The organism is Phreatobacter sp. (assembly GCF_030691135.1).
Classification (GTDB): Bacteria; Pseudomonadota; Alphaproteobacteria; order Rhizobiales; family Phreatobacteraceae; genus Phreatobacter.
In genome coordinates this window covers 54,858-77,098 of record NZ_JAUYFA010000011.1, presented here as the reverse complement: position 1 = coordinate 77,098, position 22,241 = coordinate 54,858, and the positions used below count along the sequence as shown (strand labels likewise).

Sequence of the window (22,241 nt, the reverse complement as noted above, 5' to 3'; positions counted from 1 at the left end):
GCCTTGCCCTGCATCAGCGGAGTGCGTCCTTCGAGGCTCGCCATCGGACGATGCTGACGCATCGCGGATGGCTCGCACCTCAGGATGAGGCGGGTTGGTGAATGGCATCGGCGCCGGCCGAGGCTCTACCGTTCCGCTCGTCTTCAAACGTGCAATCCACGGCCTTCCTCATCCTGAGGTGCGAGGCGACAGCCGAGCCTCGAAGGACGCACTGGCGGCGTGCAGATCGCTCCCTCCGCGAGGGTGGCCCCTTTTCCTACCGCCCGGCGCGTTTCAGCAGCCGTTCCGCCCGCGTCAGATGCGGCCGGTCGAACATCTCGCCGCCGATATTGACCACGCCCGCCGTCGGCTGCGCTGCGAAGGCGGCGACCACCGCCTGTGCCGCGGCGATGGCCTCGTCGGTCGGGGTGAAGACGGCATTGATCACCGGCACCTGCGCCGGATGGATCGCCATCTTGGCGGTGAACCCGTCACGGCGCGCCTCCTCGCATTCGCGCCTGAGACCGTCGATATCGCGGAAGGCGGGGAAGACCGTGTCGATAGGCTGCGCCCCGGCGGCGACGGCCCCCATCAGGCACAGCGCGCGGGCGAGGCGGAACGGCTCGGTGTGGCGGCCGTCTGCGGCGCGATTGGTCTCGGCGCCGATATCGGCCGAGAGGTCCTCCGCGCCCCAGGTCAGGCCGGTGAGACGGTGGCTGGCGCCCTGATAGGTGCCAAGGGTGAAGATCGCCTTCGCCGTCTCGGTCGCCACGACCGTGATGGTGATGCCGCCTTCGGGCAGGCCGGCCAGTGCCTCGCGCGCCGTGAGCTTGGCGTCGAGATGGGCGACGTCGCGTCCCGATTCGGACTTCGGCAGCATGATGGCGTCGGGCCTCGCCGCGACGACAGCATCGAGATCGGCGTCGGTCAGCCCGCTGTCGAGCGCATTGACACGCACCATGAGACGCGGGCGCTGCTTCGTCGGACCCTGCGCCGCGAGGAAGGCCCGCGCCGTCTCGCGGGCGAGCGGCTTGTTGGAAGCGGCGACCGAATCCTCGAGGTCGAGGATCAGCGTGTCGGCTCCGCTCTCCAGCCCCCTGGCGAGCTTCTTCTCCGAATCGGCCGGCACGAACAGCAGCGAACGCATGGCCTCACGCCCCGCGCTTCAGAACCAGGGACTGCCGTGTGCATTCCGCCACCAGCTTGTCGTGCTGGTTGAAGGCGCGGTGATGGAATTCGACGACGCCCATGGTCGGACGCGATTTCGATTCGCGGGTCGCCGTCACCGTGCTTTCGCAATGGATCGTGTCGTTCTCGAAGAGCGGATGGGGGAACTTGACGTCGGTCATGCCGAGATTGGCGAAGAGCGTGCCGTTGGTCGTGTCCGGCACGGAAATGCCGATCAGCAGCCCCAGGGTGAACAGCGAGTTCATCAGCGGCTGGCCCCATTCGGAGGCTTCCGCGAACTGCCGGTCGATATGCAACGGCTGCGGATTCATGGTCAGCGTCGAGAACAGCACGTTATCCATTTGCGTGACCGAGCGGGTGATGCGGTGCCGGATGAGCTGCCCGACCGCGAAATCGTCAAAGTAGATGCCGCCGCGCGGATGGCGCCTGTCGTCGGTGATGAGGGTCGTGGCCGTCATGAGGCATCCCCTTGGGTCATGTCGTTACGAATTCGTTTACCATAATGGAGGACGCTGCCCGGTGACGCCTCCCGACAGGGGACATAGCCGAGATGTTTCTATTCCGCTCATCCGCCGAACCGCAGAGCCGCCCCAACACGGCGGCCGAGGCCGGCGTGAACCGTGTGGTCTCCGCCATCCAGGCTGCGGCGGAGAAGACCGGCGCCGGCTTCGACTATCTCCTGCGCACGGCCCGCCGCGAATCGAGCCTGCAGCCGACCGCCCAGGCCTCGACCTCCAGCGCCCGCGGGCTCTACCAATTCATCGATTCGACCTGGCTCACCATGGTGCGCGAGGAGGGTCGCAATCTCGGGCTCGGACGCTTCGCCGAGCAGATCGGCCGCGACGCCAGCGGCCGCCCGACCGTCGCCGACCCGGCGGCGCGCCAGCAGATCCTCGCGCTGCGTGACGACCCCTCCGTCGCCGCGCTGATGGCAGGCGCCTTCACCAACCGCAATGCCGCCGAACTGCGCGGCGCCACCGGCCGCAACCCGACCGAGGGCGAGCTCTATATGGCCCATTTCCTCGGCTCGGGCGGTGCGGCGCGGTTGATCAACGCCCACCAGTCCAACCCGCAGGCGAGCGCCGCTCTGATGTTCCCCGACGCGGCTGGCGCCAACCGCCGCATCTTCTTCGACCAGGGCCGCCCGCGGACCGTGGCCGAGGTCTATCAGGTGCTGGCCTCGGGTCAGTCCACCGCGGTCGCCGGTACGCCTCCGGCTTCGACCGGCACCGGTACGACGACCCTCGCGGCGGCGACCAGCGCCCAGGAGCAGGCGGGTCCCTGGTCGGCGATCCCGCGCATCAATGCCGATCCGACGCGGCCGTTCCACTCGCTGTTCTCCGGCGGCAACGGGCCGATCAACGCCTTCGTGGCGGCGACCTGGACCTCGCTCGGCCGCGATGCGGCCACTGCCGCCCGCCAGGTCAATCTTCCGACGGCCCTGTCGTCGGCGCCCGCGGCCGCCGCCGCCACTTCGGCTCCGGCCGGGCCGCGTTCGGCGATGGGCGGTCCGTTCATCCCGGTCGAGGTCCAGACATCGCGCCGTCCCCAGCCGCTCGACCTCGCCAGCTTCCTGCGCCCGGATGTGCGCCGCTAGCATCGCCGCGGCCTAACAGTCCCCTAAATTCCATGGTGAACGCTTTGTTAAGCGGGGTGGGGCTAAGCTTTCAGACAGGAGCAAAAGCTCCTGCTTTCCCAGTCTCTTGCCTCGGTTCAGGCGCGCCCGATGATCGTTCGTCACTTCCTGCGTTGGATCCAGACGGCTGCTGCCGGCGACCGGGCTGATGCGACCTCGGCGCTGGCCCGCGCCTACCTTCATTCCGAGCTGACGGGGAATGACAGGGCGGCGGTCGAGGCGGCCATGATCATGCTGATGGACGATCCATCGCCGCTCGTCCGCCGGGCTCTGGCCGATGCGCTGGCCACCTCCGAGGAGGCGCCGCACACCGTCGTCGTCGGTCTCCTGCAGGACCAGCCTGAAATCGCCGCCATCATCGCCCGCCATTCGCCGTTGCTGTTCGACGCCGAACTCGTCGATCTCGTCGGCGGTGGCGAGCCGCAGGTGCAATATGCCGTGTCCCGCCGCGATCATGTGCCGGCACCGGTGGCGGCCGCCATCGCCGAGGTCGGGTGCATCGAGGCCTGCCTCGCCGTTGTCGCGCTCGACACCGCCGACGTGCCGGCCTTCTCCATCGACCGCATCATTGAGCGCTTCGGCGAGGACCCGGACATCCGCGAGGCGCTCTTCGCCCGCGCAGACCTCTCGCCCGGCGCGCGCCAGGCTCTCGTGGTCAAGCTTTCCTCGGCCCTGTCGGCCTTCGTCGCCGGCCGCGCCTGGCTGCCCGAGGATCGCGCCAACCGCATCGCCCGCGAAGCCTCCGACAAGGCCACCGTCGCCATTGCCGCCGCCTGCCGCAGCGACGGGCTGAGCCCGCTCGTGCGTCACCTGCGCCAGTCCGGCCAGCTCTCCACCGGGCTCGTGTTGCGGGCGCTGCTGTCGGGCAATGTCCGGCTGTTCGAGGAGTCTCTCGCCGAACTCGCCGGCCTGTCGCTCCGCCAGGCCTCCGGCCTCGTCCACGACCGCCGCGGCGCCGGCTTCCGCGCCCTCTATGACAGGGCGGGCCTGCCGGCTTCGACCTGGCAGGCCTTCCGCGCCGCGCTCGACGCCTGGCACGAGGACGGCGGCAGCGCCCAGCGCGGCGGCCACCCACAGCTGCGCCGACGCATGGTCGAGCGCGTCCTGACGGCCTATGCGCCGCTGGCCGACGGCGATCTCGACCAGCTTCTCGCCCAGCTCCGCCGCTTCGCGGCGGAGGCGGCCCGCGACGAGGCCCGCGCCTTCACCCGCGACCTCATCGCCGGCAACGAGGCGCTGGACGACGATGCTGTGGACTTCCCCATGGTGGCTGCGGCCTGAGGCCGGGCCAGCCTCATCGGGGCGGCCGGGCAGGGGCCTCAGGGCGCGATGGAGGGGGCGCCGTTGATGGTGACGAGCATCTGCGTCGTCGCTTCGCCGAGCCGCTCCGACAGCGCCACCGCCAGCGGATGGTCCATGCCCTTGGCGTTCTCGCGCACGATGGCGCGGATCGCATCGGCATGCTGCACCACGAGATCAGCCGGCACGCGGTCATCGTCGGCGATGCCGTCGAGGAGGTGGCAGAGGCTTTCCGCCACCCGTCCGGCGAGAGGATAGCCGAAGGTCGCCGCCTCGCCCTTGATGTCGTGGGAGGCGATGTAGATGGTCGCCCGCGACCCGGCGTGAACGCCCTCGGCCGCCAGGACGTCGCGCGCCCGCGTCAGCCGGTCGACTTCTTTCGCCATCCAGTCTTCGAATTCGGACGAGAGATCGGCGAGCGCCGCCTCGGCGCGTTCGATCGCCTCCATGTCGAAGCCGAACTCGTCGACCTTGATTTTCGCCTTGCGGCCATAGCCCTTCAGGTTGCGCTTCGGCGTGACGATCTCGTGGTCGGCGAAGGCCGAGACGCTGGCCTCGTCGAGGCCGCCCTTGGCGCCGATGCGGGCCGGGCTTTTCGTTGGTGTTTTCGTCATGCCGCCCTCCTCACATCGAGCTCTTGGTCTTGTCCAGCAGCGGCTGGACTTTGATCATTTCGGCCTTTTCGCCCTTGCGGCGCTCGGGGCCAACATAACTCGAACCGTGGTTGCGACGGCGGTCCGGGCCGAAAAAAGTTTTGGTTTTGATGAACGGGCGCGGGTTCACGACCACGTTAAGGATGCGCTGGTACAGCGCCTTGGCCGAGATCGGCTTGGCGAGAAACTCGGTCACGCCGGCATCGCGCGATTCCAGCACCCGCTTCTTTTCCGAATGTCCGGTCAGCATGATGATGGCGACATAGGGGTTCGCATTGGCCCCCGGCTGGCGGATCATGCTGGTCAGTTCCAGGCCGTCGAAGATCGGCATCGACCAGTCGGTAATGACAATGTCGGGCATGTAGTGGGTGAAGGCCTCGAGGCCGGCCGCCCCGTCTTCCGCCTCGTAGACCTCGCGGGCGCCGAAGCCGTGCAGAAGGGTTCGCACGATCCGGCGCATATGCGCGTTATCGTCGATAACGAGGAATCGCAGCCTGTTGAAGTCGATGCGGATCATCGCCAGCAACATTAGCGGGCGGGCGTTAGCGAAGCGTTAAGGCTGATGGCAGGCGGTCGCCTCAGGCGCCGAACTGTTCGCGCAGGATCCGCTCGTCCAGGGAATGGCCGGGGTCGTGCAGCAGGATCATCGACCGCGAATGATCCATCCCGACCGACACCGTGGCGACGTCGCGCACCTCATGGTGGTCGGCCGTGGCGCTGACCGGACGCTTGGCCGATTCCAGCACCTCGATCGTCATCGCCACCCGGTGCGGCAGCAGCGCGCCGCGCCAGCGGCGGGGGCGGAACGGCGAGATCGGCGTCAGTGCCAGCAGCGGCGCGTTCAACGGCAGGATCGGGCCGTTGGCCGAGAGGTTGTAGGCTGTCGAACCTGCCGGCGTCGCGATCAGCACGCCGTCGGCAATGAGTTCGTCCATGCGCGCATTGCCGTCGACGCTGATGCGCAGCTTGGCCACCTGGGAGGTCTGGCGCAGCAGCGAGACCTCGTTGATCGCCAGCGCATCCTGCCTTTCTCCGTGGATGTCCACCGTCGTCATGATCAGCGGATGGATCACCGAGCGTTCCGAATTCCAGATCCGCTCGACGAGGCCGTCCTCGGCATATTCGTTCATCAGGAAGCCGACCGACCCGCGGTTCATCCCGTAGATCGGCTTGCCGGTGGAGATGTACTTGTGCAGCGTCTGCAGCATGAGGCCGTCGCCGCCGAGAGCCACGACCACCTCGGCCTCGTCGCCCGGCACGCTGCCGTAGCGCGCCGTCAGACGCCTATAGGCCTCCTGCGCTTCGGCCGCCGGCGAGGCGACGAAGGCGATCTTCTTCGGGTCGGGTCGATGATCCGGCATGACGGGCGACCGATCGGAACGGAGACGACGAGGACGCTGGCCGAAACGCCGGGCGACGGTGGTCTGGTCTATCGACGGCGGCGAACCTTGTCGAGGCGCCGCGCCCCGGGCTCCGACCGCGCGGGCCGCGATCACCTCCCGCTCCCTTCAACGGGGAGAGGAGGTCGCGGGCTGTGTCTCCGCGCGATCGTCAGCCGCGGCCGACGAAGGGCATGTCGTTGGCCATCACCGTCATGGTCAGGATGTTCACGTCGAGCGGCAGGTTGGCGATGTGGACGACCGCCTCTGCGACATGGCGCACGTCCATGCGCGGTTCGACCTTCACCGAGAAGTCGGCCTGCAGTACGCCGTTCGTCATCCGTTCGGTCATTTCGGTGGCGGCATTGCCGACGTCGATCTGCGAGCACGAGATGTGGTCGGCGCGCCCGTCCAGCGAGATCGCCTTGGTGAGGCCGAGCACGGCGTGCTTGGTGGCCGTATAGGGCGCCGAATAGGGCCGCGGCGCATAGGCCGAGATCGAGCCGTTGTTGATGATGCGGCCGCCCTTGGGGTCCTGCGCGCGCATCATCGCCATGGCGGCGCGGGCGCAGAGGAAAGAGCCCGTCAGGTTGACGTCGACGACCTGTTTCCACTGGGCAAGGGAGAGCTGGTCCAGGGGAATGGCCGGGGCGCCCATGCCGGCATTGTTGAACAGCACGTCGAGGCGGCCGAAGCGGTCCTTGACCGTCTGGAACAGGGCGGCGACGGAAGCCTCGTCCGACACGTCGGTCGGCACGGCGATGACAGTGGCGCCGGCGGCCATGGCCACCGTCTTCTCCAGTTCGTCCCTGCGCCGTCCGGCGACCGCCACAGCATAGCCGGCCTTGGCAAGGCCCAGAGCCGAGGCCCGGCCGATGCCCGATCCGGCGCCCGTGACGATTGCGATCCGCTGCGACATGTCATCCTCCCGATGCGGCGGACACTGCGGCCCGCTCATTGCGGTCGGAGACTGGCTGAAAGCCGCGCGGCTGTCGACCACCGCGCGGCAAGGCTGCGATGCGAAACGGTTTAGATCCGGTCTATTCGCCGAGCCGCACCCGCATGCCGGCATAGACGGCCGCGCTCGACCCCTGATAGCCGAAGACCTCCTGGTAGCGCTGGCCGAAGACGTTCTCGCCCCGGACATAGATGGTCGCGGCGCGGGTCAGGTCGTGCGAGATCTGCGCGCCGATCAGCGTATAGGCGCCGAGGCGGACGTCGTTCGCGCCGAGCGGGCCGAAGAACGTGTCGCGCATCGAACCGTTATGGGCGAGGGTCAGCGTCACCTTGGTCTTGTCGTCGGGCAGCGTCGCCACCGCCGACAGGCTCGCCGCATGGCGGGGGCGGCGCAGCGCCTCCTTGGCGACGAAGACGCCGCCGACGCGTTCGGCCGAGCGCGTGTCGGTATAGGTGTAGGAACCGGTGATGGAGAGCCAGTCCGTCGGTCGCGCCGTGACCGAGGCCTCGATGCCCTGACGGCTCGTCTCGAAGGGCAGGTTGATCGCTGTGCCCGCCGACTGGACGATGGCGTCGCGGACGCTGGCGCGGAAATAGGTCAGGTCGGTGATGAGACGGCCGCCCATCCAGCGCTGCTCGATACCGGCATCCCAGCCGATCGAATGCTCCGGCCGGAGCGTCGGATTGCCGGCGAAATTGGCGAAGAATCCGTAGAGCTCGAAGAAGGTCGGATTGGTCACGCCCTTGCCGACAGAGCCATGCAGCCTTGTGCCGGTCGAAAAGGTTTGCGCGGCGGTCAGCCGCCAGGTCAGCGCATTGCGGAAGCTCGAGTTCCAGTCCTGACGCAGCGCCGCGGAGACCGACAGGCCGGTCGGCAGGCTGACGAGATATTCGCCGTAGAGACCCTTGCGTTCGCGCGCCCGCCCGGCGGTGGCGTAGCTGTCGTTGACGAAGGGACCGAAGAAGCCGTCGCTCTCGTAATAGTAGCGGAAATGTTCGCGGCTGATATCGGCGCCGCCGACGAGGGTGTGGCGGGCGCCGAGCAGGCCGGGCGTCTCAAACGTATAGGCGGTGCGGTAGTCGGCGCGGGTGCGCTGGGTCCGCGACCAGAAGCCCTGGCTCTCGAGGAAGCCGAAGGCCGAGGCATAGCTGTCGCGGGCATTGGTCGATTGCTGCGAGGCGTCCGCCGAGAAGCGGTGCGTCCAGGCGCCGTCGAGCAGCTTCACATTGGCGACGATGCGTCCCTGCAGGTCGTTGGCGGTGTTGCGGCCGGTGCCGTCGGCGAGGAAGCCATAGCGCGGATCGGTAGCGAAGCCCGGGCCGAAGGCCGTGTTGGACGGGTTGTAAAAACCGCCGCGGCTGACCATGCGCAGGACGCCCTCGACATTGAGCCAGTCGGTGAAGTCGGCACCGATCCTGGCGGTGAAGGAGCCCATGTCGGAGCCATTGGGACGTATCGTGCCGGGCGCGACGACGAAGCCGCCGGACCTGAGGCCGGAGATCGACAGGGCGCCGTAGAACGGCCCCTGCGCCCCGCGCACCATGGCCGAGCCCTGGATCGTGCCGAAGGAACCGCCCTCGATCCGCGCCGTCACTTCGGGCCTGGTCAGGCCGCGGCCGGACTTGGTGGTGATGATGATGACGCCGGCCTGGGCGTTCGGCCCCCAGATGCCGGATTGCGGACCACGCACGACCTCAATGCGGGCGATGCTGTCCACGGGGACATTGGCGAGGTCGGCATCGCCGGAATTGACGTCGTTGATCGGAATGCCGTCGACGACGACGAGGACCTGGTTCGCTTCGGCCCCGCGCACGCGGGTCTGGGTGAGGCCGCCGCGCCCGCCGGACTGGCTGATCGCGATGCCGGGCACGAGCCTGAGAACATCGGGGACCGAAGCGGCGCCCTGGTTGGCGATGTCCTCGGCGGTGACGACGCTCACCGAGGCGCCGACGCGCGGAGCCTCCAGCGGCACGTTGCTGGCGCCGAAGACGGTGATTTCCGGCAGTTCCGCCGGCCGTTGCTGAGCCGTGGCGGGCAGGGTGAAGGCGATGGCGCCGGCGGCGAGGACGCCGGAGCGCAGACCGCGCTGGAACGCAGAGGGACGGGATGAAGACGACATGGCGGAACTCCGCTCGGGACCACGTGGGTCGCGGAGCCGCCAGCCCGGCAGGGCATGGAAGGAATCCGCGACATTCGGTGTCACGGATCAAGCGGGACGAACCGCTCCCGAACGCGCCATCCCGCACGGTCGGACAGTGACGTCGCGGCGGCCGGTCTCCTGGCTCGCGGGTCGTCGCCCGGTCCCGCCTTCCCGAGGCTTGCGGCCTCAGTGGCATCTGGGGAAGGGCTCGCCGCTTACAGTTGCGGGGGCAGCTGCGGCCTTGCGGAGAGCCTTTCGGCCCGCCACTCACCGCATTCCCGTGGCCGCTCCGAAGAGGAACGGCCGCCGTCGCGAAGCCTCATGAATGCGCCGTCACGGCGCGCGCTGTCAAGGAAGGCGAGGACCTCCCGAACGAAAGAGGCCCGCCTTTGGGGCGGGCCTCTTGAGGTCTGGTGTGGATAACCGAGGTCAGATCGATGGCGTCCACTGGGCCGGAACGAGCTGGAAGCCGTTGCCGTCCTTGGCGATGAAGCCGTTGGCGGGGAAGGGCGCGTGATAGAAATGAACGCGGCTCTTCTCGCTGGCGGCCATGTCGAGCAGGCGGCGGCGGGTTGCCCGCGCCGCATCGGCGTCCATGTCGAACACCGCCGACCAGTCGGGATTGCGCACGAAGAGGGCGGGGTGGTTGCTGGTGTCCGCCATGTAGATCAGCTTGGCCGTGCCGGAGGCGACGACGAAGACCGTATGGCCCGGTGAATGGCCGAAAGCCGCCACCGACGTGATGCCCGGGGCGACTTCGGCGCCCGGCTCGTAGCGCTTCACGTTGGCCGCGATCGGCGAGAAGACACGGCGGGCGTTCTGGAAGCCGCCGCGCATCGCCTCGGGGGCGGCGTTCATACGCTCGTCCGACATCCAGAAGGCCCATTCCGGGGCCGGCACGGAGATCTCGGCATTGGGGAACACGGCGGTGCCGTCCCGCAGGCGGAGGCCGTTGATGTGGTCGCCGTGGAAATGGCTGATGACCACCGCATTGACATTGGCCGGATCGAAGCCGGCGGCCCGGAAATTCGCCATCCAGGTTCCGGAGGTCGGGGCGCCGGTATTGCCGTTGCCGGTGTCGAGCAGGACGAGACGTCCGCCGCTCTCGACCACCAGGGTGTTGAAGGGGATCGGCACGGCATTGGTCGGCAGGAAGGCGGCGCCGAGCGCCGCCTGGACGGCGGGCAGCTCGGCATTGCGGACAAAGCCTTCGATCGGGCGGGCGAAGAAGCCGTCATTGATGGCTGTGACCGTGATGTCGCCGACCTTGTACTTGTAGAACCCGGGCGCCTGGGCCGCGGCAGCGGCGGCCTGGGCGAAGAGCGGCACGGTCGAGGCGGTCAGGAAGGCAGGTGCGGCGAGAGTCGCGGCGCTCGCGGCGAGGGCGGTGCGGCGGTCGATTTTTGTCATGGGAATTCCTCCGGCGGCGGGACAGACGACAGGTACGGCAGCTGTCATGCGCCCGAGATTACTTCGCCAGAATGTCGCAGGCGTCCAGCCCTTGTCACATCAATGTGACCGCCTGCTTCAGGCCGCCGGTTCTGCCCGCGAAACGGTCAGCGCTGGGAGACCTGGACGTTGGCCCGTGCCACCGCCTGAACGGCCTCGGACCGTGTCCTGACGACGATCAGCCGGCGGATCTCGCCGCGCAGATAGGCCTGCAGGAAGCGGTCATAGTCCTTGATCGAGATGCAGCCGTTGGAATCACCGCTGGGGCCGAGCAGGTAGGTGTGGGCGAGGAGGCCGGCGCGGCCGTGGATCGCCTGGCTGCCGCCGACCGGTTGGAGGCGGATGGCGCGCACGCCGTGGAACAGCGCCTCGCGTTCGACGAGGTCATAGGTATGGGGCGGTGTCGGGCCGCGCATCCGCACATGGGCATAGCGCACGTCGTTGCGCATCTCGCCGAGACCGGACTGCGCCTCCAGCCGCTCGCCGTTGGGCAGATAGACCATGCGCGAGCCGATATCGTAGATCGCGAGGCCCATCGGCGGCTTCGGGGCCGACAGGCCCGGGAAGCTCAGGCCGAGATTGCTGCCGAACGAACCGCCACCGGTGCCGCTGTCCACGGCGCCGCCGCTGGACGGGGCATAGGCGAGCTGCGGGCCATCGGCCTCGCGGCGAGGGCCGAAGATGCGTTCGAAGAAATTGCGCCCGTCGGGCTGGGCAGCCGGGGCGACGGCCGTCTCGCGCTCCCCGCGCCGGGCGGCGGTGCGCGGTGTCTCCGGCGCGCCGTTGGCGGGCGCCAGGGCGGGCCGGCGCGGCGGCAGCGGCGCGACCATGGTCGTGTCCGGCCCGTCGAGCGAGATGGCGCCCTGCGGGTCAGGCCGGGCCGGCGGCAGCGGTGCCGGCTGGATCAGGCTGCTGACCGCGGGAAGACCCGTGTCGCGGCCAGGCAGGCTGGCGAGGACGACGACGTTCGGCAGCCCCGGCTCGGGCACGGTCGCCCGTGCGATGGCGGCGGGAGCGGCGGGCTGCCAATGGCCGGAGAGGGGCGGGTTCTGCGCCAGTGTCGCCGGCTTGCCGCCGAGCGACAGTGACGGATCGAGGAGCGGCGCGAAGGAGCCGAGGGCGGCGAAAGCCGGGCGGGGGTCGGCGAGGCCGGCGGTTTCGATCGTTGCGATCGCCGCCTTGGCGACATCGCCCTTGTCGTCGCGCAACGAGAGGGTAGCGAGGCCTGCGACGCCGGCGGACAGGGCGAGCACCGTCAGCCACGGGAAACGCTGCCCGCCCTGCTTGACGCGGTCGGCTTGTCTGCCGGAAGGGTCGCGGGTCAGGTCACGCATACGCAGGGGCCTCGAAACGCCTGGGCACATGGTCCCCCGAAGATGTGCCGACAGGCCTGTCTCGCGCAACCCCGGGGGGCGCGGCGCAGGCCAACCGACCGAACGATCCGGAAGCATGAGCCAAAGAACTTGGGCGACCATAAGGCGCGGGATTGGTTAATTGCACGTGAAGCCGGCGGTTTCGGCACCGGCGGACACCCGTCGGCGCGCCCGGCGGGCGATTTGAAATTGGCGCGCCTTGGCGCTAGAAGGCGCGAAGGGCGGCGTCATGGCGACGCCTCCCTTGCCGGCGTAGCACAGCGGTAGTGCAGCGGTTTTGTAAACCGAAGGTCGGGAGTTCGATCCTCTCCGCCGGCACCAGTTTCCCGTCGTCTTGGGCGGTTGGCTGAATTATCTTAGCCCATGCGTTAGGGCGTCACAGTCCGCAAAGGTTGGGACGCGTAGGGGGCAACAGATGAAAGCCTTAGAAGGTTTGGCCTTCTCGCGAAGTCGGCGTGAGCGCCGGGTTGCTCCCGGATGATTGGTTTTCTTTGGGCTGGGAAACGGCGACGGTCGGGAAATGAGTGACGATCGCCACTGGGCTGAATTCTGTAAGCGCTTTGCTGACGTGGCTGGACGGCGCGGCCATATCAGCATGACGGCACGCCTCACCCAAACTGAGAAAGCGGCCGTTGAGTGGATTTTCGCGGAGATATTCTGTGAAGCATTGGCGGCAATGGAAGCTTTGACCATCAAAAGCCTGGATGCCGGTCCAGATCCGCCAGACTTTTTCGTGAATTGCGAAGGGGAGGCGTTGTCAGTCGAGCTCGTCGAGTTGATAGATCTCAAGACGTTTCGAAACGCACAGGATCTAAGCGCAAAGGACCCAGCGAAGGCGTGGCTTGACCAGCAATGGAGTGAGGAAAGATACGTTGCTGCCATCCGAAAGCTCGTCAATCAGAAGGGGGATCGGTATCGCAGCCAAAGGCAATCATTCGACGTTCTATTGATTTACACGGACGAGCCTTGGCTGGCGCCAAACGACTTGGACCTTTGGAACCGCAACATAGGCGAGCTGCCTATCGCTCAATTCAAAGGGGTCTATGTAATGGGTAGCTACGTTCCGGGCGCCGCGCGCTATCCGCTTCACCGGATCGCAGGTTCGTCGGTCAAGGAACTCGTGGCGGCGCGGCGGGCTGGCAAATTGTAACGGCCAACTGAGAAATACTTGCGTAATCCGCCGGCATCATTCTTCTTCAGCCGCCTGCGCCGAAATGGCGGGCAATCTTCCCCCGCAGCAGCGCTGCGAAGGCCGCTTCCTTCTCCACCACCTCGAAGGCCTGGCCACCGATGCCGATGGCCATGGGTTGCGACTGGTCGGCGGTCGGCAGCAGCCTGCAGACGATGCCTGCACCCGGCACGATGCGGCTCGCCGAGAGGGCATGGCCCTTCGTCCGGATGGCGCGGATCTCGGCCAGCGTCGCCGCAAGATCGACCGGGGCGGCGCCGGGCTCGCGGGCGAGATCGGCGCGGGCGATGCGGCGGGTGATCTCGTCCTCGTCCATCGCCGACAGCAGCATCAGGCCCATGCCGGACGCGGCGATCGGGCGGCGCGTTCCGGCGGGAATATGCAGGCGCATGGCCCGCGTCGCCGGGATGACGGCGATGTAGACGACGTGGATGTCGCTGGCGATGCCGAGCAGGATGGTCTCGCCCGTTTCCTCGCCCAGTTCCCGCATCAGCCGCGTCACCCGGCCGTCGGTGATGCGCCCGTCAACCCAGCGGCCGAGCATCGAGACACGCGGCGTCGGCTGGACGCGCCGGTCGGGCAGGGCGGTGAGATAGCCGAGGTCGATGAGGCCGTTGACCAGCATCGACGTGCTCGATTGCGGGATGGCGAGCTCGCGGGCGATCTCGGTGACGCTGGCCGGCCGCTCCAGCCGATCGAAGAGCTCGAACAGCGCCAGCACCCGCGTCGCGGATTTCACGCCTCCGGTGTCGAATGCTCTGCGCGGCCTCGGCATGTGCACCTCTCGGCTGTTAGATCGCATATGTGATGAACAAAATCAAATTGACGAATATTTCTGATCCTGCCAGTTTGCCCGCAACAAGAAAAATCGGGGAAATGCGAACGGATGGACCTCTGGCCGGCCTGTATCGACGCGGATTACGTGGCGGGGATCCGCGATTTCGCACGCCGGGAGATCGTCCCTCACGCTGACGACATCGACCGCCGCGACGTCTATCCGCGCGACATTCTCAAGGCCATGGCGAAAGCCGGTTACAATGCCGTCGCCCTGCCGGTGGAGCATGGCGGCACCGGCCTCACTTATGGCCATGCGGCCGCGGTTTTCGAGGAGGTGTCCTATGCCAGCGCCGCCGTCGGCATCTCGCTGATCACCATCTTCCAGGCCCAGACCATCATCCGTATCTTCGGCAACGAGACGCTGAAACAGGCCTGGTTGCCGCGTTTCGGCCAGGGGCTCCTGTCCTCCTATGCGCTGACCGAGGCCAACCACGGCAGCGACATCCGCAGCCTCGACACCAAGGCGGTGCGCGACGGCGAGGGCTGGCTGCTGACCGGTGAGAAGTCCTTCATCACCTCCGGCTCGGCCGCCGAGTTCTTCATCATCCTCGCCGAGACGCCGGTCGGTGTCTCGACCTTCGCCGTGCCGGCGGGGCTCGACGGCCTGTCGTCCTATATCGGCACCAATTCGGCAACCTTCGGTCTGCGCAACGGCCCGCATGTCAATCTGGTGCTCGACCGGGTGCGGCTGCCCGATCACGCCCTGATCGGCGTCGAGGGCAAGGGCGTCCGCCAGGCCGTCGGCACGCTCAACTATTCCCGTACCCTTGCTGGCGCCATCAGCGTCGGCATCGCCCGGGCCGCCTTCGACGCGGCGCTCGCCTTCGTCGGCAAGCGCAAGGCCTTCGACCAGCGCGTCATCGAGTTCCAGGGGATCCAGTGGTACTTCGCCGACATGCTGGCGGAGATCGAGGCGGCGCGCCTGCTCGTCTACCGCGCCGCCGAGGCGCTCGACTCCGGCGTCGACCAGGACCGCTATGCCAGCGCCGCCAAGCTCAAGGCGGCCAAGGTCGCCACCGATGTCGCCTCCCTCGCGGTGCAGGTCTGCGGCGCCTATGGCGTCATGGAGAACGCGCCCTTCGGCCGGTTCCTGCGCGACGCCAAGGCCTATGAGATCGCCGGCGGCTCGGCGGAAATCCTCAAGAACACCATCGGCAAATATCTGACCCGTTTCCTCGCTGCCCCATGATCACCGACCTCCTCGCCCGAAACGCTGCAACTCACCCTGACCGTACCTTCGTGGTCACGGACGCGGGCGACTGGTCCTTCGGCGATATGGATACGGCCGCCCGCCACTTCGGCGCGGCACTGCAGGCCCGCGGCATCGCGCCCGGCGACCACGTCGCGCTGATCGCCGGCAACAGCGCCGGCTTCCTCGTCGCCTGGTTCGGCATCAATCTCGTCGGGGCGGTGGCGGTCACGATCAACACCCAGCTGGTCGGCGAGGGTCTGGCCTATGTCGTGGGGCAGTCGGAGGCGAAACTTGTCGTCGCGGACCGCGCTTTTCTCGCCGCCAAGGGGGCCGCGGGGCAGGACGTCTTTCTCGGCATTCCGCTCATGGCACTCACCGACGATGCCGCGCTCATGGCGGACAGGCCGGGATCCGCCCTCGTGCCGGTCAGCCTGCCGCCGCTCGCACCCGCCACCATGATGTACACGTCTGGCACGACGGGCCTGCCCAAGGGCGTCGTCAACAGCCATGCCGCCTATCTGGCCGCCGGCGCCGAGATCGTCGCGGCCCTCGGCTTTCGCCCCGAGGACCGTTGTATGGTGGTCCTGCCGCTGTTCCACGCCAATCCGCAGATGTATGCGGTGATGTCGGCCCTGAAGGTCGGCTATGTCCTGATCCTGCGTGAGAAATTCTCCGCCTCGTCCTTCTTCGCCGACGCCCGTCGCTTCCGCGCCACCTGCTTCACCTATGTCGGCACGATCCTGTCGATCCTGGCGGCGCGCCATGGCGAGGACCGCGACCATGCCCTGCGCTTCTGCACCGGCGGCGGCGCCCCGGAAAAGGTCTGGCGCGAGGTCGAGCAGCGCTTCGGCGTGGCGGTGCGCGAGCTCTACGGCATGACCGAGATCGGCGGCTTCGTCTCGGTCAACACCGAGGGCGCGAACTGCATCGGCTCCTGTGGCCGCCTGCGCCCGGACATGGACGTCCGCATCCTCGACGCCGACGACCGCGAATGCGCCGCCGGCGAACAGGGCGAGATCGCGGTGCGGCCGCGCGTCCCCGGCGTCATCCTTTCCGGCTACTGGCGCCAGCCCGACAAGATGGCGGAAGCCTGCCGCAATCTCTGGTTCCATACCGGCGACCGTGGCCATATCGATGCCGAGGGCTTTCTCCACTTCCACGGCCGCATCAAGGAACTGATCCGCCGCGGTGGCGAGATGGTCTCGCCCGTCGAGGTGGAGACGGTGCTGCGCAAGATGCCGGGCGTCGCCGACTGCGCCGTCGTCGGGATCGAGGATCCGATCCTCGGCCAGGAGATCAAGGTGCTCGTCGTGCCCGAGACCGCGACGCTGGCGCCGGCTGACGTGCTGGCCTTTCTCGACGGCCGCGTGCCGTCCTTCATGATGCCGCGCTATGTCGAGTTCGCCGTCACGGTCCCCAAGACCGAGACCGAGAAGGTCCAGCGCCACAAGATCGCCTATGTCGACGCCCGCGTGCACGACATGGCGTCCGCCGCTCGGCGGGTCCTGCCGCCCTCGCCTGGTGCGGCATCCGGCACGGCAGACGACGGGTCACCCGCCACTGCAGCGTCCCATCCAGAAATCCAACGGGAGGAAACTCATGATTGATCGTCGCAGCTTCGCCTTCGGGACGACGGCCCTCGGCCTGTCGCTCGCAGCACCCGCCGTCGCCCGCGCCCAGGCCGGCTATCCGACCCGTCCGGTCCGCATGGTCGTCGGCTTCGCGGCCGGCGGCCCGACCGACATCGTTGCGCGTCAGCTCGCCCAGTACATGGCCGAGCATCTCGGCCAGTCGATCGTCATCGAGAACCGCGGCGGCGCCAACAGCAACATCGCGGCGCAGGAAATCGCGACGTCGGCGCCGGACGGCTACAACCTGTTCTACAACACGTCGGCGATCGCCATCAGCCCGGCGCTCTATCCGCGCCTCAACTACGACGTGAAGGCCTTCGTGCCGATCGGGCTGACCGCGACCGTGCCGATGGTGCTCGAGGTCCATCCGCAGATGCCGGTGAACAACGTCAAGGAGTTCATCGACTACGTGAAGGCCAATGCCGACAAGCTCTCCTATGCCTCCACCGGCAACGGCTCGATCACCCATCTGGGCTCGGCGCTGCTGCTCGGCCGGATCGGCGCCAAGGTCACGCACGTGCCCTATCGCGGCAGCGCGCCGGCTCTCGTCGATCTCGCAGGCGGCCGCGTCCACTTCATGACCGACACGATCAATTCCTCGCTGCCCTTCATCAAGGACGGACGCCTCAAGCCGCTCGCCGTCACCAGCGCCAAGCGTCTGGAGGCGCTGCCCAACATCCCGACCCTCACCGAGCTCGGCCTGCAGGATCTCGAGATCGGCGCCTGGCAGGGCATCGTTGGTCCGGCCGGCACGCCGCGCGACGTGGTGATGAAGGTCAACGGCGCCATGATGAAGGCGCTGCAGAACCCCGAATTCCTGGCGCGTCTCGCCGACCAGCAGACGACGCCGCTCGGCAGCACCCCCGATGCCTATGGCCAGTACATCCTTGCCGAGATCGCCCGCTGGGACAAAGTGGTGAAGGACAACGGCATCACCATCGGCTGATGCTGCGGCACAGGCTGCTGGCCGGCGGACCGCCTCAGGTCTGCCGGTCGCGGATCTGCCTGAACATTCCCGGCCAGAGCGCCAGCGTCTCGGCGAAATCCGCTTCGTCGAACTGCTTGAGCCGGCGGCGTGTCAGCGCCAACGCCAGCGGCGACAGTCCGGCGAGGTCGGCGGCGAGGCGAAGCGCCTCCGCCACCACCTGGTCGGGTTCGGCTTCGCGGTTGAACAGGCCGAGGCGCCGGCACTCCGCCGCCTCCATCATCCGGCCGGTGAGGCAGAGGTCGGTCGCGACGGCAAGGCCGAGGGCAGAGGATATGATCCAGGGACCCGAACTCGACGCGATCCCCGCCCGGATCTCGGGCTGGCCCATGCGCACGCCGGCATGGCCGATGCGGAAGTCGCAGAGCAGCGCCACCTGGAAGGCGGAGCCTGCGGCGACGCCGTTCAGCGCCGCGATGGTGGGCTTGGAAAGGGCCCGGAACGCCCCGAAGAACCGGCCCCAGCCGGCGACCCAGGCCTCGATCTCGGCATCCGCGGGGGCCGGCTCGTCGCGGTCCTGGCCGGCACCGAAGGCGCGCAGTCCCGCACCCGTGACGATGACCACCCTGACGTCCGGATCGGCGTCGAGGGTGGCGAGCTTTGCGACGATCTCCGCCCGCATCTCGGCATTCCACGCATTGAGGGCATCCGGCCGGTCGAAAGTGAGGATCGCAGTCGGACCCTCGCGGGTGATGTTGATGAGGGCGGGCATGACGGGCCTTTATTATCACAAATACGATAAAGTTAATCGTATTGACGAATTTTGGACTGTGAACTAGCACCTCGGCGACAGCCGGGAAAGATCGGGAGAAGACGATGGCGGACGAGATGAAGACGGTAGGCCTCGGGCTGCGCTGGGAAGACACGCCGGTCGGCATGAAGTTCCGCACCATCGGGCGGACGGTCACTGAAACGGACATCACGCTGTTCGTCGGCGTCACCGGCATGGTCGAGGTGCTGTTCACCAACCTCGAATATCTGGAGGAAGAGTCGCTCTTCCCCGGCAAGCGCCTCTGCCCTGGCGCGCTGGTCTATTGCTTCGCCGAGGGCCTGCTGATGCAGTCGGTGGTCCAGGGCGTCGGCCTGTCCTTCCTCGGCATGGATCTTAACGTCGAGGGCCCGACCTTCGCCGGCGACACGATCCATGTCGAATGCGAGGTGGTCGAGTCCCGCGCCACCCGCAAGCCTGGCCGCGGCATCGTCAAGACGGTCAATCGCGTCGTCAACCAGCGCGGCGAGACGGTGATGACCTACAGCCCGACGCGCCTGGTCAAGGGTCGCGACTACTCGCCGAAGACCTGAGCGGGGACCGCGCCGTGGGACCGCTGGCGGGCATCCGCATCCTCGACCTGACGACCGTCATGATGGGCCCGTCGGCGACCCAGGTTCTCGCCGAGATGGGCGCCGACGTCATCAAGGTCGAGGCGCCCGGCGGCGACCCGGTCCGCTATATCGGCCCGGCGCGCCACCACGGCATGGGCGCGCTCTTCCTCAACGCCAACGGCTCCAAGCGGTCCATCGTCATCGACCTGAAGAGCGCTGGCGGACGGCGGGCCCTGCTGAAGCTCTGCGAGAGCACTGACGTCCTCGCCTACAACATCCGCCCCCAGGCCATGGCCCGGCTCGGGCTCGGCTACGAGGACGTCCGCGCCGTCAGGCCGGACATCATCTATGCCGGGATGTTCGGCTACGGCCAGGACGGGCCCTATGCCGCCCGTCCGGCCTATGACGACCTGATCCAGGGCGCGGCGCTGCTGCCCTATCTCATTGCCCGCGCCGGCGACGGGACGCCCCGCTACGTGCCCTCCGCCATCGCTGACCGCATCGTCGGCCTCGCCGCCGTCGGTGCTGTCAATGCCGCGCTCTACCACCGGCAGAAGACCGGCGAGGGCCAGCGGGTCGACGTGCCGATGTTCGAGACCATGGTGGGCCTGACGCTCGCCGACCATCTCGGTGGCCTCACTTTCGAGCCGCCACTGGGGGAGGGCGGCTACCAGCGCCTCCTGTCGCCCGAGCGCCGGCCCTACCGCACGAAGGACGGCTATATCTGCGCCCTCGTCTACAACGACAAGCAGTGGCGGAGCTTCTACACGGCGACCGGACGGGCCGCCGATTACGATGCCGACCCGCGCCTGTCATCGATCAAGACACGGACCGAACATATCGATGCGCTCTATGCCGAGGTCTCCGCTGCCTTCGCCGGGCGCACCACGGCCGAATGGATGGCGCTGCTGGAAACGGCCGACATCCCCTTCGTGCCGCTGCACGACTTCGAATCGATCATGCAGGACCCGCACCTGAACGCCGTCGGCTTCATGCCGGTGGTCGACCATCCGAGTGAAGGGGCGATCCGCAAGATCCAGCCGGCGAGCACCTGGTCCGCGACCCAGCCGGTGCCGCACCGCCCGGCGCCGCGGCTCGGCGAGCATACCCGCGACCTGCTCGGCGAGGCGGGTCTGGCGCCGGCCGAGATCGACGCCCTGATCGCAGCCGGCGCCGTGCAGGCCGAAAGCTGATCCCTCAGCCCGCCCACTTGAGGTCGAGGCCGGCGATGTCGACGTTGATCTGCCGGGCGAATTCCGGATAGGTCTCGCCGAGCTCGGTCAGCACCCGGCCGCGCAGCAGGGCGAGCGTCTCCGCATCGGGGTCGGCCGTCTGCGCGACGTCGGCGTCATGGTCGAAGGCAAAACCCGTCGCCGCCGTGATCTCCGCGAGCGTATGGCAGGGATGGACGCTCTCCAGCCGAAAGCGCTTGCGCGCCTTGTCGAAGGAGAACACGCCGAGGCCCGTCAGCAGGGTATGGGGCCCGCCGGGCCTGTACACCCCCTCGGGGCTGGTCCCGGGCGCCGAGACGAAGTCGACCTTCTCGACGAAGACGCGCGGCGTGTGTTCCTCGCGGAAGAGGATGACACGCGGCACGACGAAATAGAGATAGCTCGAGCCGAAAGAGCCCGGCCAGCGCACCGGCGTCTGCGGATAGTCACCTGTGCCGACGAGGTTGATGTTGGCTTCGCCGTCGATCTGGCCGCCACCGAGGAAGAAGGCGTCGATGCGGCCCTGGCCGGCGCAGTCGAAGAGCTCCGCCGAGCCGTTGGTGAAGAAGTTGTGCTCACGCGAGCCGAGAATGGAGATGCGCACCCGCGGCTTGCCCTGTCTCTCGGCGAGCGCCCGGAGCAGCATGGCGCCCGCCGCCGGAATGGGCGAGGAGGCGCCCACCGCCACGTGGCGCACGCCCTCGAGCAGCCGCGCGATGGTGACGATCAGCCGCTCCCGTGGCAGCACGGCGCTCACGACACGGCCTCGAGCGCGCGGTCGGCGCCGTCGAGCCAGGCACGGAAGCCCTCCGGCGTGCGCGCCTCGCGGGCATAGCGGCCGATCTCGGCCATGTCGGCGGGATATTCGCCCCACAGGCCGATGGGTGCCGCGCCGCGCGGTGCCACCGCCACCGCCTCGACATAGAGCGCCGGCAGCACGCCGGCGGCCATGACCTCGTCGGCCAGCAGGCTCGTGTCGACGATGCGCTCGACGGTGACCAGCGTGCGCTCGGAGGCATAGGCGAGGCTCGCCAGTTCCCGCCGGCGACCGATCCAGACATTGCCGTCGCGGTCGGCCATCGGGCAGTGAAAGATCGTCACGTCCGGGCGGATCGCGGGAATGGCGACGATCGGGTCGGGGTCCTGGGAGAAGGGGTTCTGGATCACCTTCCAGTCCGGCCGGTTGGCGAGGACGTCGGTGCCGATCATGCCGCGCAGGGTGGCGAAGGGCACGCCCTTCTGGGCCGCCAGGAAGCCCGCGTGAACCGCGGGGCAGGTGGCGTCCATCACCCGGATCGAGCCTTCGCGCACGGCGCGGGAGAAACAAGGGGCGCCGCCCGCTTCGCCGAGCGTCATGGCGCTGGTCTCGATCGTCGCGACACAGCCGGCGCCGATCAACATGTCCGGCTGCATCCCCCCCGTCGGCAGGCAGACGACGTGGAGCCCGGTCAGGCCGCGGGCGATCAGGGGTCGCGTCATCACCATGGAGACGCCGGCATAGTCGACCGGCAGGGCCAGTTTGGCGCCGTCCGGCACCATCCGGGCCAGATCGTCCAGCGTGTGGGTCTGCATCGCGGCGTCCTCCCTCGAACCGCGCCAGGGCGGCTCCCGGACGCACTATCGGCTCACCGGCCGCACGGTGACAACCTGATCGCTCGGGTGGTTCCGGACGGCCCCATCAGCCCGCCCAGGCATACGTAGTAATATGTAAGTCATTGGGCGATCGCTGTTACGGCCGATCAGAAAACCATGTCGAAAATGCCACATTATCTAATGTTTTGCCTACAATTACCGCGCCGGATCCATGCGTCGTAAGCCC

Annotated in this window: 21 protein-coding genes, 1 tRNA gene and 1 riboswitch; of the genes, 9 read left to right on the top strand and 13 right to left on the bottom strand. The window is 68.0% G+C overall.

Going from position 1 to position 22,241, the window contains the following annotated elements; translation table 11 throughout:
- Window positions 1-256: 256 nt before the first annotated feature.
- Together Q8O26_RS01665 and Q8O26_RS01660 are read right to left on the bottom strand one after the other, a co-directional pair.
- The gene (locus tag Q8O26_RS01665; protein ID WP_305572839.1) at window positions 257-1,126 is read right to left on the bottom strand and encodes a CoA ester lyase; all 870 of its coding nucleotides are present in this window, start codon (window positions 1,124-1,126) and stop codon (window positions 257-259) included.
- Between the two features lie 4 nt (window positions 1,127-1,130).
- Window positions 1,131-1,625, bottom strand: a complete 495-nt coding sequence (locus tag Q8O26_RS01660) for a MaoC family dehydratase (RefSeq protein WP_305572837.1) — start codon at window positions 1,623-1,625, stop codon at window positions 1,131-1,133.
- Between the two features lie 92 nt (window positions 1,626-1,717).
- On the opposite strand from Q8O26_RS01660, the gene Q8O26_RS01655 reads away from it, so the two are divergent.
- Both Q8O26_RS01655 and Q8O26_RS01650 read left to right on the top strand, forming a co-directional pair.
- On the top strand, window positions 1,718-2,764 hold the full coding sequence (locus Q8O26_RS01655) for a lytic transglycosylase domain-containing protein (protein ID WP_305572836.1): 1,047 nt from the start codon (window positions 1,718-1,720) through the stop codon (window positions 2,762-2,764).
- Between the two features lie 129 nt (window positions 2,765-2,893).
- Entirely contained in the window at window positions 2,894-4,084 is a 1,191-nt protein-coding gene (locus Q8O26_RS01650; protein ID WP_305572834.1) for a DUF2336 domain-containing protein, read from the top strand.
- 38 nt (window positions 4,085-4,122) lie between these two features.
- Here the strand turns inward: Q8O26_RS01650 and Q8O26_RS01645 are convergent, their stop codons facing one another.
- From Q8O26_RS01645 to Q8O26_RS01615, 7 genes are all read right to left on the bottom strand, one after another.
- Window positions 4,123-4,716 (bottom strand): Hpt domain-containing protein, encoded by a 594-nt coding sequence (locus Q8O26_RS01645; protein WP_305572832.1) that lies wholly within the window; start codon window positions 4,714-4,716, stop codon window positions 4,123-4,125.
- Between the two features lie 10 nt (window positions 4,717-4,726).
- The gene (locus tag Q8O26_RS01640) at window positions 4,727-5,272 is read right to left on the bottom strand and encodes a response regulator (protein WP_099084394.1); all 546 of its coding nucleotides are present in this window, start codon (window positions 5,270-5,272) and stop codon (window positions 4,727-4,729) included.
- Window positions 5,273-5,333: 61 nt separating this feature from the next.
- Window positions 5,334-6,116, bottom strand: a complete 783-nt coding sequence (locus tag Q8O26_RS01635; protein WP_305572829.1) for an NAD kinase — start codon at window positions 6,114-6,116, stop codon at window positions 5,334-5,336.
- A gap of 190 nt (window positions 6,117-6,306) precedes the next feature.
- Entirely contained in the window at window positions 6,307-7,053 is a 747-nt protein-coding gene (locus Q8O26_RS01630) for an SDR family oxidoreductase (protein WP_305572827.1), read from the bottom strand.
- Between the two features lie 121 nt (window positions 7,054-7,174).
- The gene (locus tag Q8O26_RS01625; protein ID WP_305572825.1) at window positions 7,175-9,211 is read right to left on the bottom strand and encodes a TonB-dependent siderophore receptor; all 2,037 of its coding nucleotides are present in this window, start codon (window positions 9,209-9,211) and stop codon (window positions 7,175-7,177) included.
- Between the two features lie 131 nt (window positions 9,212-9,342).
- Window positions 9,343-9,558, bottom strand: a riboswitch (cobalamin riboswitch).
- A 103-nt stretch (window positions 9,559-9,661) separates the two neighbouring features.
- Window positions 9,662-10,642 carry an MBL fold metallo-hydrolase gene (locus Q8O26_RS01620; RefSeq protein ID WP_305572824.1) on the bottom strand — a complete coding sequence of 327 codons (981 nt, stop codon included), beginning with the start codon at window positions 10,640-10,642 and terminating at the stop codon, window positions 9,662-9,664.
- A gap of 146 nt (window positions 10,643-10,788) precedes the next feature.
- Window positions 10,789-12,015 carry a DUF2778 domain-containing protein gene (locus Q8O26_RS01615; RefSeq protein ID WP_305572822.1) on the bottom strand — a complete coding sequence of 409 codons (1,227 nt, stop codon included), beginning with the start codon at window positions 12,013-12,015 and terminating at the stop codon, window positions 10,789-10,791.
- Between the two features lie 285 nt (window positions 12,016-12,300).
- Between Q8O26_RS01615 and Q8O26_RS01610 the strand changes: the two genes are divergently transcribed.
- Window positions 12,301-12,375 (top strand) — tRNA-Thr (locus Q8O26_RS01610).
- A 199-nt stretch (window positions 12,376-12,574) separates the two neighbouring features.
- On the top strand, window positions 12,575-13,204 hold the full coding sequence (locus tag Q8O26_RS01605) for a hypothetical protein (RefSeq protein WP_305572820.1): 630 nt from the start codon (window positions 12,575-12,577) through the stop codon (window positions 13,202-13,204).
- 46 nt (window positions 13,205-13,250) lie between these two features.
- On the opposite strand, the gene Q8O26_RS01600 is transcribed toward Q8O26_RS01605, so the two are convergent.
- Window positions 13,251-13,982, bottom strand: coding sequence for an IclR family transcriptional regulator (locus Q8O26_RS01600; RefSeq protein WP_305572819.1), 732 nt, complete (start codon window positions 13,980-13,982; stop codon window positions 13,251-13,253).
- A 147-nt stretch (window positions 13,983-14,129) separates the two neighbouring features.
- Between Q8O26_RS01600 and Q8O26_RS01595 the strand changes: the two genes are divergently transcribed.
- From Q8O26_RS01595 to Q8O26_RS01585, 3 genes are read left to right on the top strand one after another with little or no spacing between them, the layout of a single operon-like run.
- Window positions 14,130-15,269, top strand: a complete 1,140-nt coding sequence (locus Q8O26_RS01595; RefSeq protein ID WP_305572817.1) for an acyl-CoA dehydrogenase family protein — start codon at window positions 14,130-14,132, stop codon at window positions 15,267-15,269.
- Window positions 15,266-16,879, top strand: a complete 1,614-nt coding sequence (locus Q8O26_RS01590) for a class I adenylate-forming enzyme family protein (protein WP_305572815.1) — start codon at window positions 15,266-15,268, stop codon at window positions 16,877-16,879. The genes Q8O26_RS01595 and Q8O26_RS01590 overlap by 4 nt, the downstream gene beginning before the upstream one ends.
- Window positions 16,872-17,849 carry a tripartite tricarboxylate transporter substrate binding protein gene (locus Q8O26_RS01585; protein ID WP_305572813.1) on the top strand — a complete coding sequence of 326 codons (978 nt, stop codon included), beginning with the start codon at window positions 16,872-16,874 and terminating at the stop codon, window positions 17,847-17,849. The genes Q8O26_RS01590 and Q8O26_RS01585 overlap by 8 nt, the downstream gene beginning before the upstream one ends.
- 34 nt (window positions 17,850-17,883) lie before the next feature.
- Here Q8O26_RS01585 and Q8O26_RS01580 read toward each other — a convergent pair whose 3' ends face one another.
- Window positions 17,884-18,600, bottom strand: coding sequence for an enoyl-CoA hydratase/isomerase family protein (locus Q8O26_RS01580; RefSeq protein WP_305572811.1), 717 nt, complete (start codon window positions 18,598-18,600; stop codon window positions 17,884-17,886).
- A 104-nt stretch (window positions 18,601-18,704) separates the two neighbouring features.
- Here Q8O26_RS01580 and Q8O26_RS01575 point away from each other — a divergent pair, with 104 nt between their 5' ends.
- Complete coding sequence (locus Q8O26_RS01575) at window positions 18,705-19,190, top strand: MaoC/PaaZ C-terminal domain-containing protein (protein WP_305572810.1); 486 nt, start codon at window positions 18,705-18,707, stop codon at window positions 19,188-19,190.
- Between the two features lie 14 nt (window positions 19,191-19,204).
- Complete coding sequence (locus tag Q8O26_RS01570) at window positions 19,205-20,404, top strand: CaiB/BaiF CoA-transferase family protein (protein WP_305572808.1); 1,200 nt, start codon at window positions 19,205-19,207, stop codon at window positions 20,402-20,404.
- 4 nt (window positions 20,405-20,408) lie between these two features.
- Here Q8O26_RS01570 and Q8O26_RS01565 read toward each other — a convergent pair whose 3' ends face one another.
- Window positions 20,409-21,179: a CoA transferase gene (locus Q8O26_RS01565; RefSeq protein ID WP_305572807.1), complete on the bottom strand. Its 771-nt coding sequence runs from the start codon at window positions 21,177-21,179 to the stop codon at window positions 20,409-20,411.
- Window positions 21,176-21,994 carry a CoA transferase subunit A gene (locus tag Q8O26_RS01560; RefSeq protein ID WP_305572805.1) on the bottom strand — a complete coding sequence of 273 codons (819 nt, stop codon included), beginning with the start codon at window positions 21,992-21,994 and terminating at the stop codon, window positions 21,176-21,178. The genes Q8O26_RS01565 and Q8O26_RS01560 overlap by 4 nt, the downstream gene beginning before the upstream one ends.
- Window positions 21,995-22,241: the final 247 nt, after the last annotated feature.

Bases quoted from the DNA above. Each gene is read 5' to 3' on its own strand.
- Q8O26_RS01665 (WP_305572839.1), bottom strand. From the start codon at position 1,126: ATGCGTTCGCTGCTGTTCGTGCCGGCCGATTCGGAGAAGAAGCTCGCC.
- Q8O26_RS01660 (WP_305572837.1), bottom strand. From the start codon at position 1,625: ATGACGGCCACGACCCTCATCACCGACGACAGGCGCCATCCGCGCGGC.
- Q8O26_RS01655 (WP_305572836.1), top strand. From the start codon at position 1,718: ATGTTTCTATTCCGCTCATCCGCCGAACCGCAGAGCCGCCCCAACACG.
- Q8O26_RS01650 (WP_305572834.1), top strand. From the start codon at position 2,894: ATGATCGTTCGTCACTTCCTGCGTTGGATCCAGACGGCTGCTGCCGGC.
- Q8O26_RS01645 (WP_305572832.1), bottom strand. From the start codon at position 4,716: ATGACGAAAACACCAACGAAAAGCCCGGCCCGCATCGGCGCCAAGGGC.
- Q8O26_RS01640 (WP_099084394.1), bottom strand. From the start codon at position 5,272: ATGATCCGCATCGACTTCAACAGGCTGCGATTCCTCGTTATCGACGAT.
- Q8O26_RS01635 (WP_305572829.1), bottom strand. From the start codon at position 6,116: ATGCCGGATCATCGACCCGACCCGAAGAAGATCGCCTTCGTCGCCTCG.
- Q8O26_RS01630 (WP_305572827.1), bottom strand. From the start codon at position 7,053: ATGTCGCAGCGGATCGCAATCGTCACGGGCGCCGGATCGGGCATCGGC.
- Q8O26_RS01625 (WP_305572825.1), bottom strand. From the start codon at position 9,211: ATGTCGTCTTCATCCCGTCCCTCTGCGTTCCAGCGCGGTCTGCGCTCC.
- Q8O26_RS01620 (WP_305572824.1), bottom strand. From the start codon at position 10,642: ATGACAAAAATCGACCGCCGCACCGCCCTCGCCGCGAGCGCCGCGACT.
- Q8O26_RS01615 (WP_305572822.1), bottom strand. From the start codon at position 12,015: ATGCGTGACCTGACCCGCGACCCTTCCGGCAGACAAGCCGACCGCGTC.
- Q8O26_RS01605 (WP_305572820.1), top strand. From the start codon at position 12,575: ATGAGTGACGATCGCCACTGGGCTGAATTCTGTAAGCGCTTTGCTGAC.
- Q8O26_RS01595 (WP_305572817.1), top strand. From the start codon at position 14,130: ATGGACCTCTGGCCGGCCTGTATCGACGCGGATTACGTGGCGGGGATC.
- Q8O26_RS01590 (WP_305572815.1), top strand. From the start codon at position 15,266: ATGATCACCGACCTCCTCGCCCGAAACGCTGCAACTCACCCTGACCGT.
- Q8O26_RS01585 (WP_305572813.1), top strand. From the start codon at position 16,872: ATGATTGATCGTCGCAGCTTCGCCTTCGGGACGACGGCCCTCGGCCTG.
- Q8O26_RS01580 (WP_305572811.1), bottom strand. From the start codon at position 18,600: ATGCCCGCCCTCATCAACATCACCCGCGAGGGTCCGACTGCGATCCTC.
- Q8O26_RS01575 (WP_305572810.1), top strand. From the start codon at position 18,705: ATGGCGGACGAGATGAAGACGGTAGGCCTCGGGCTGCGCTGGGAAGAC.
- Q8O26_RS01560 (WP_305572805.1), bottom strand. From the start codon at position 21,994: ATGCAGACCCACACGCTGGACGATCTGGCCCGGATGGTGCCGGACGGC.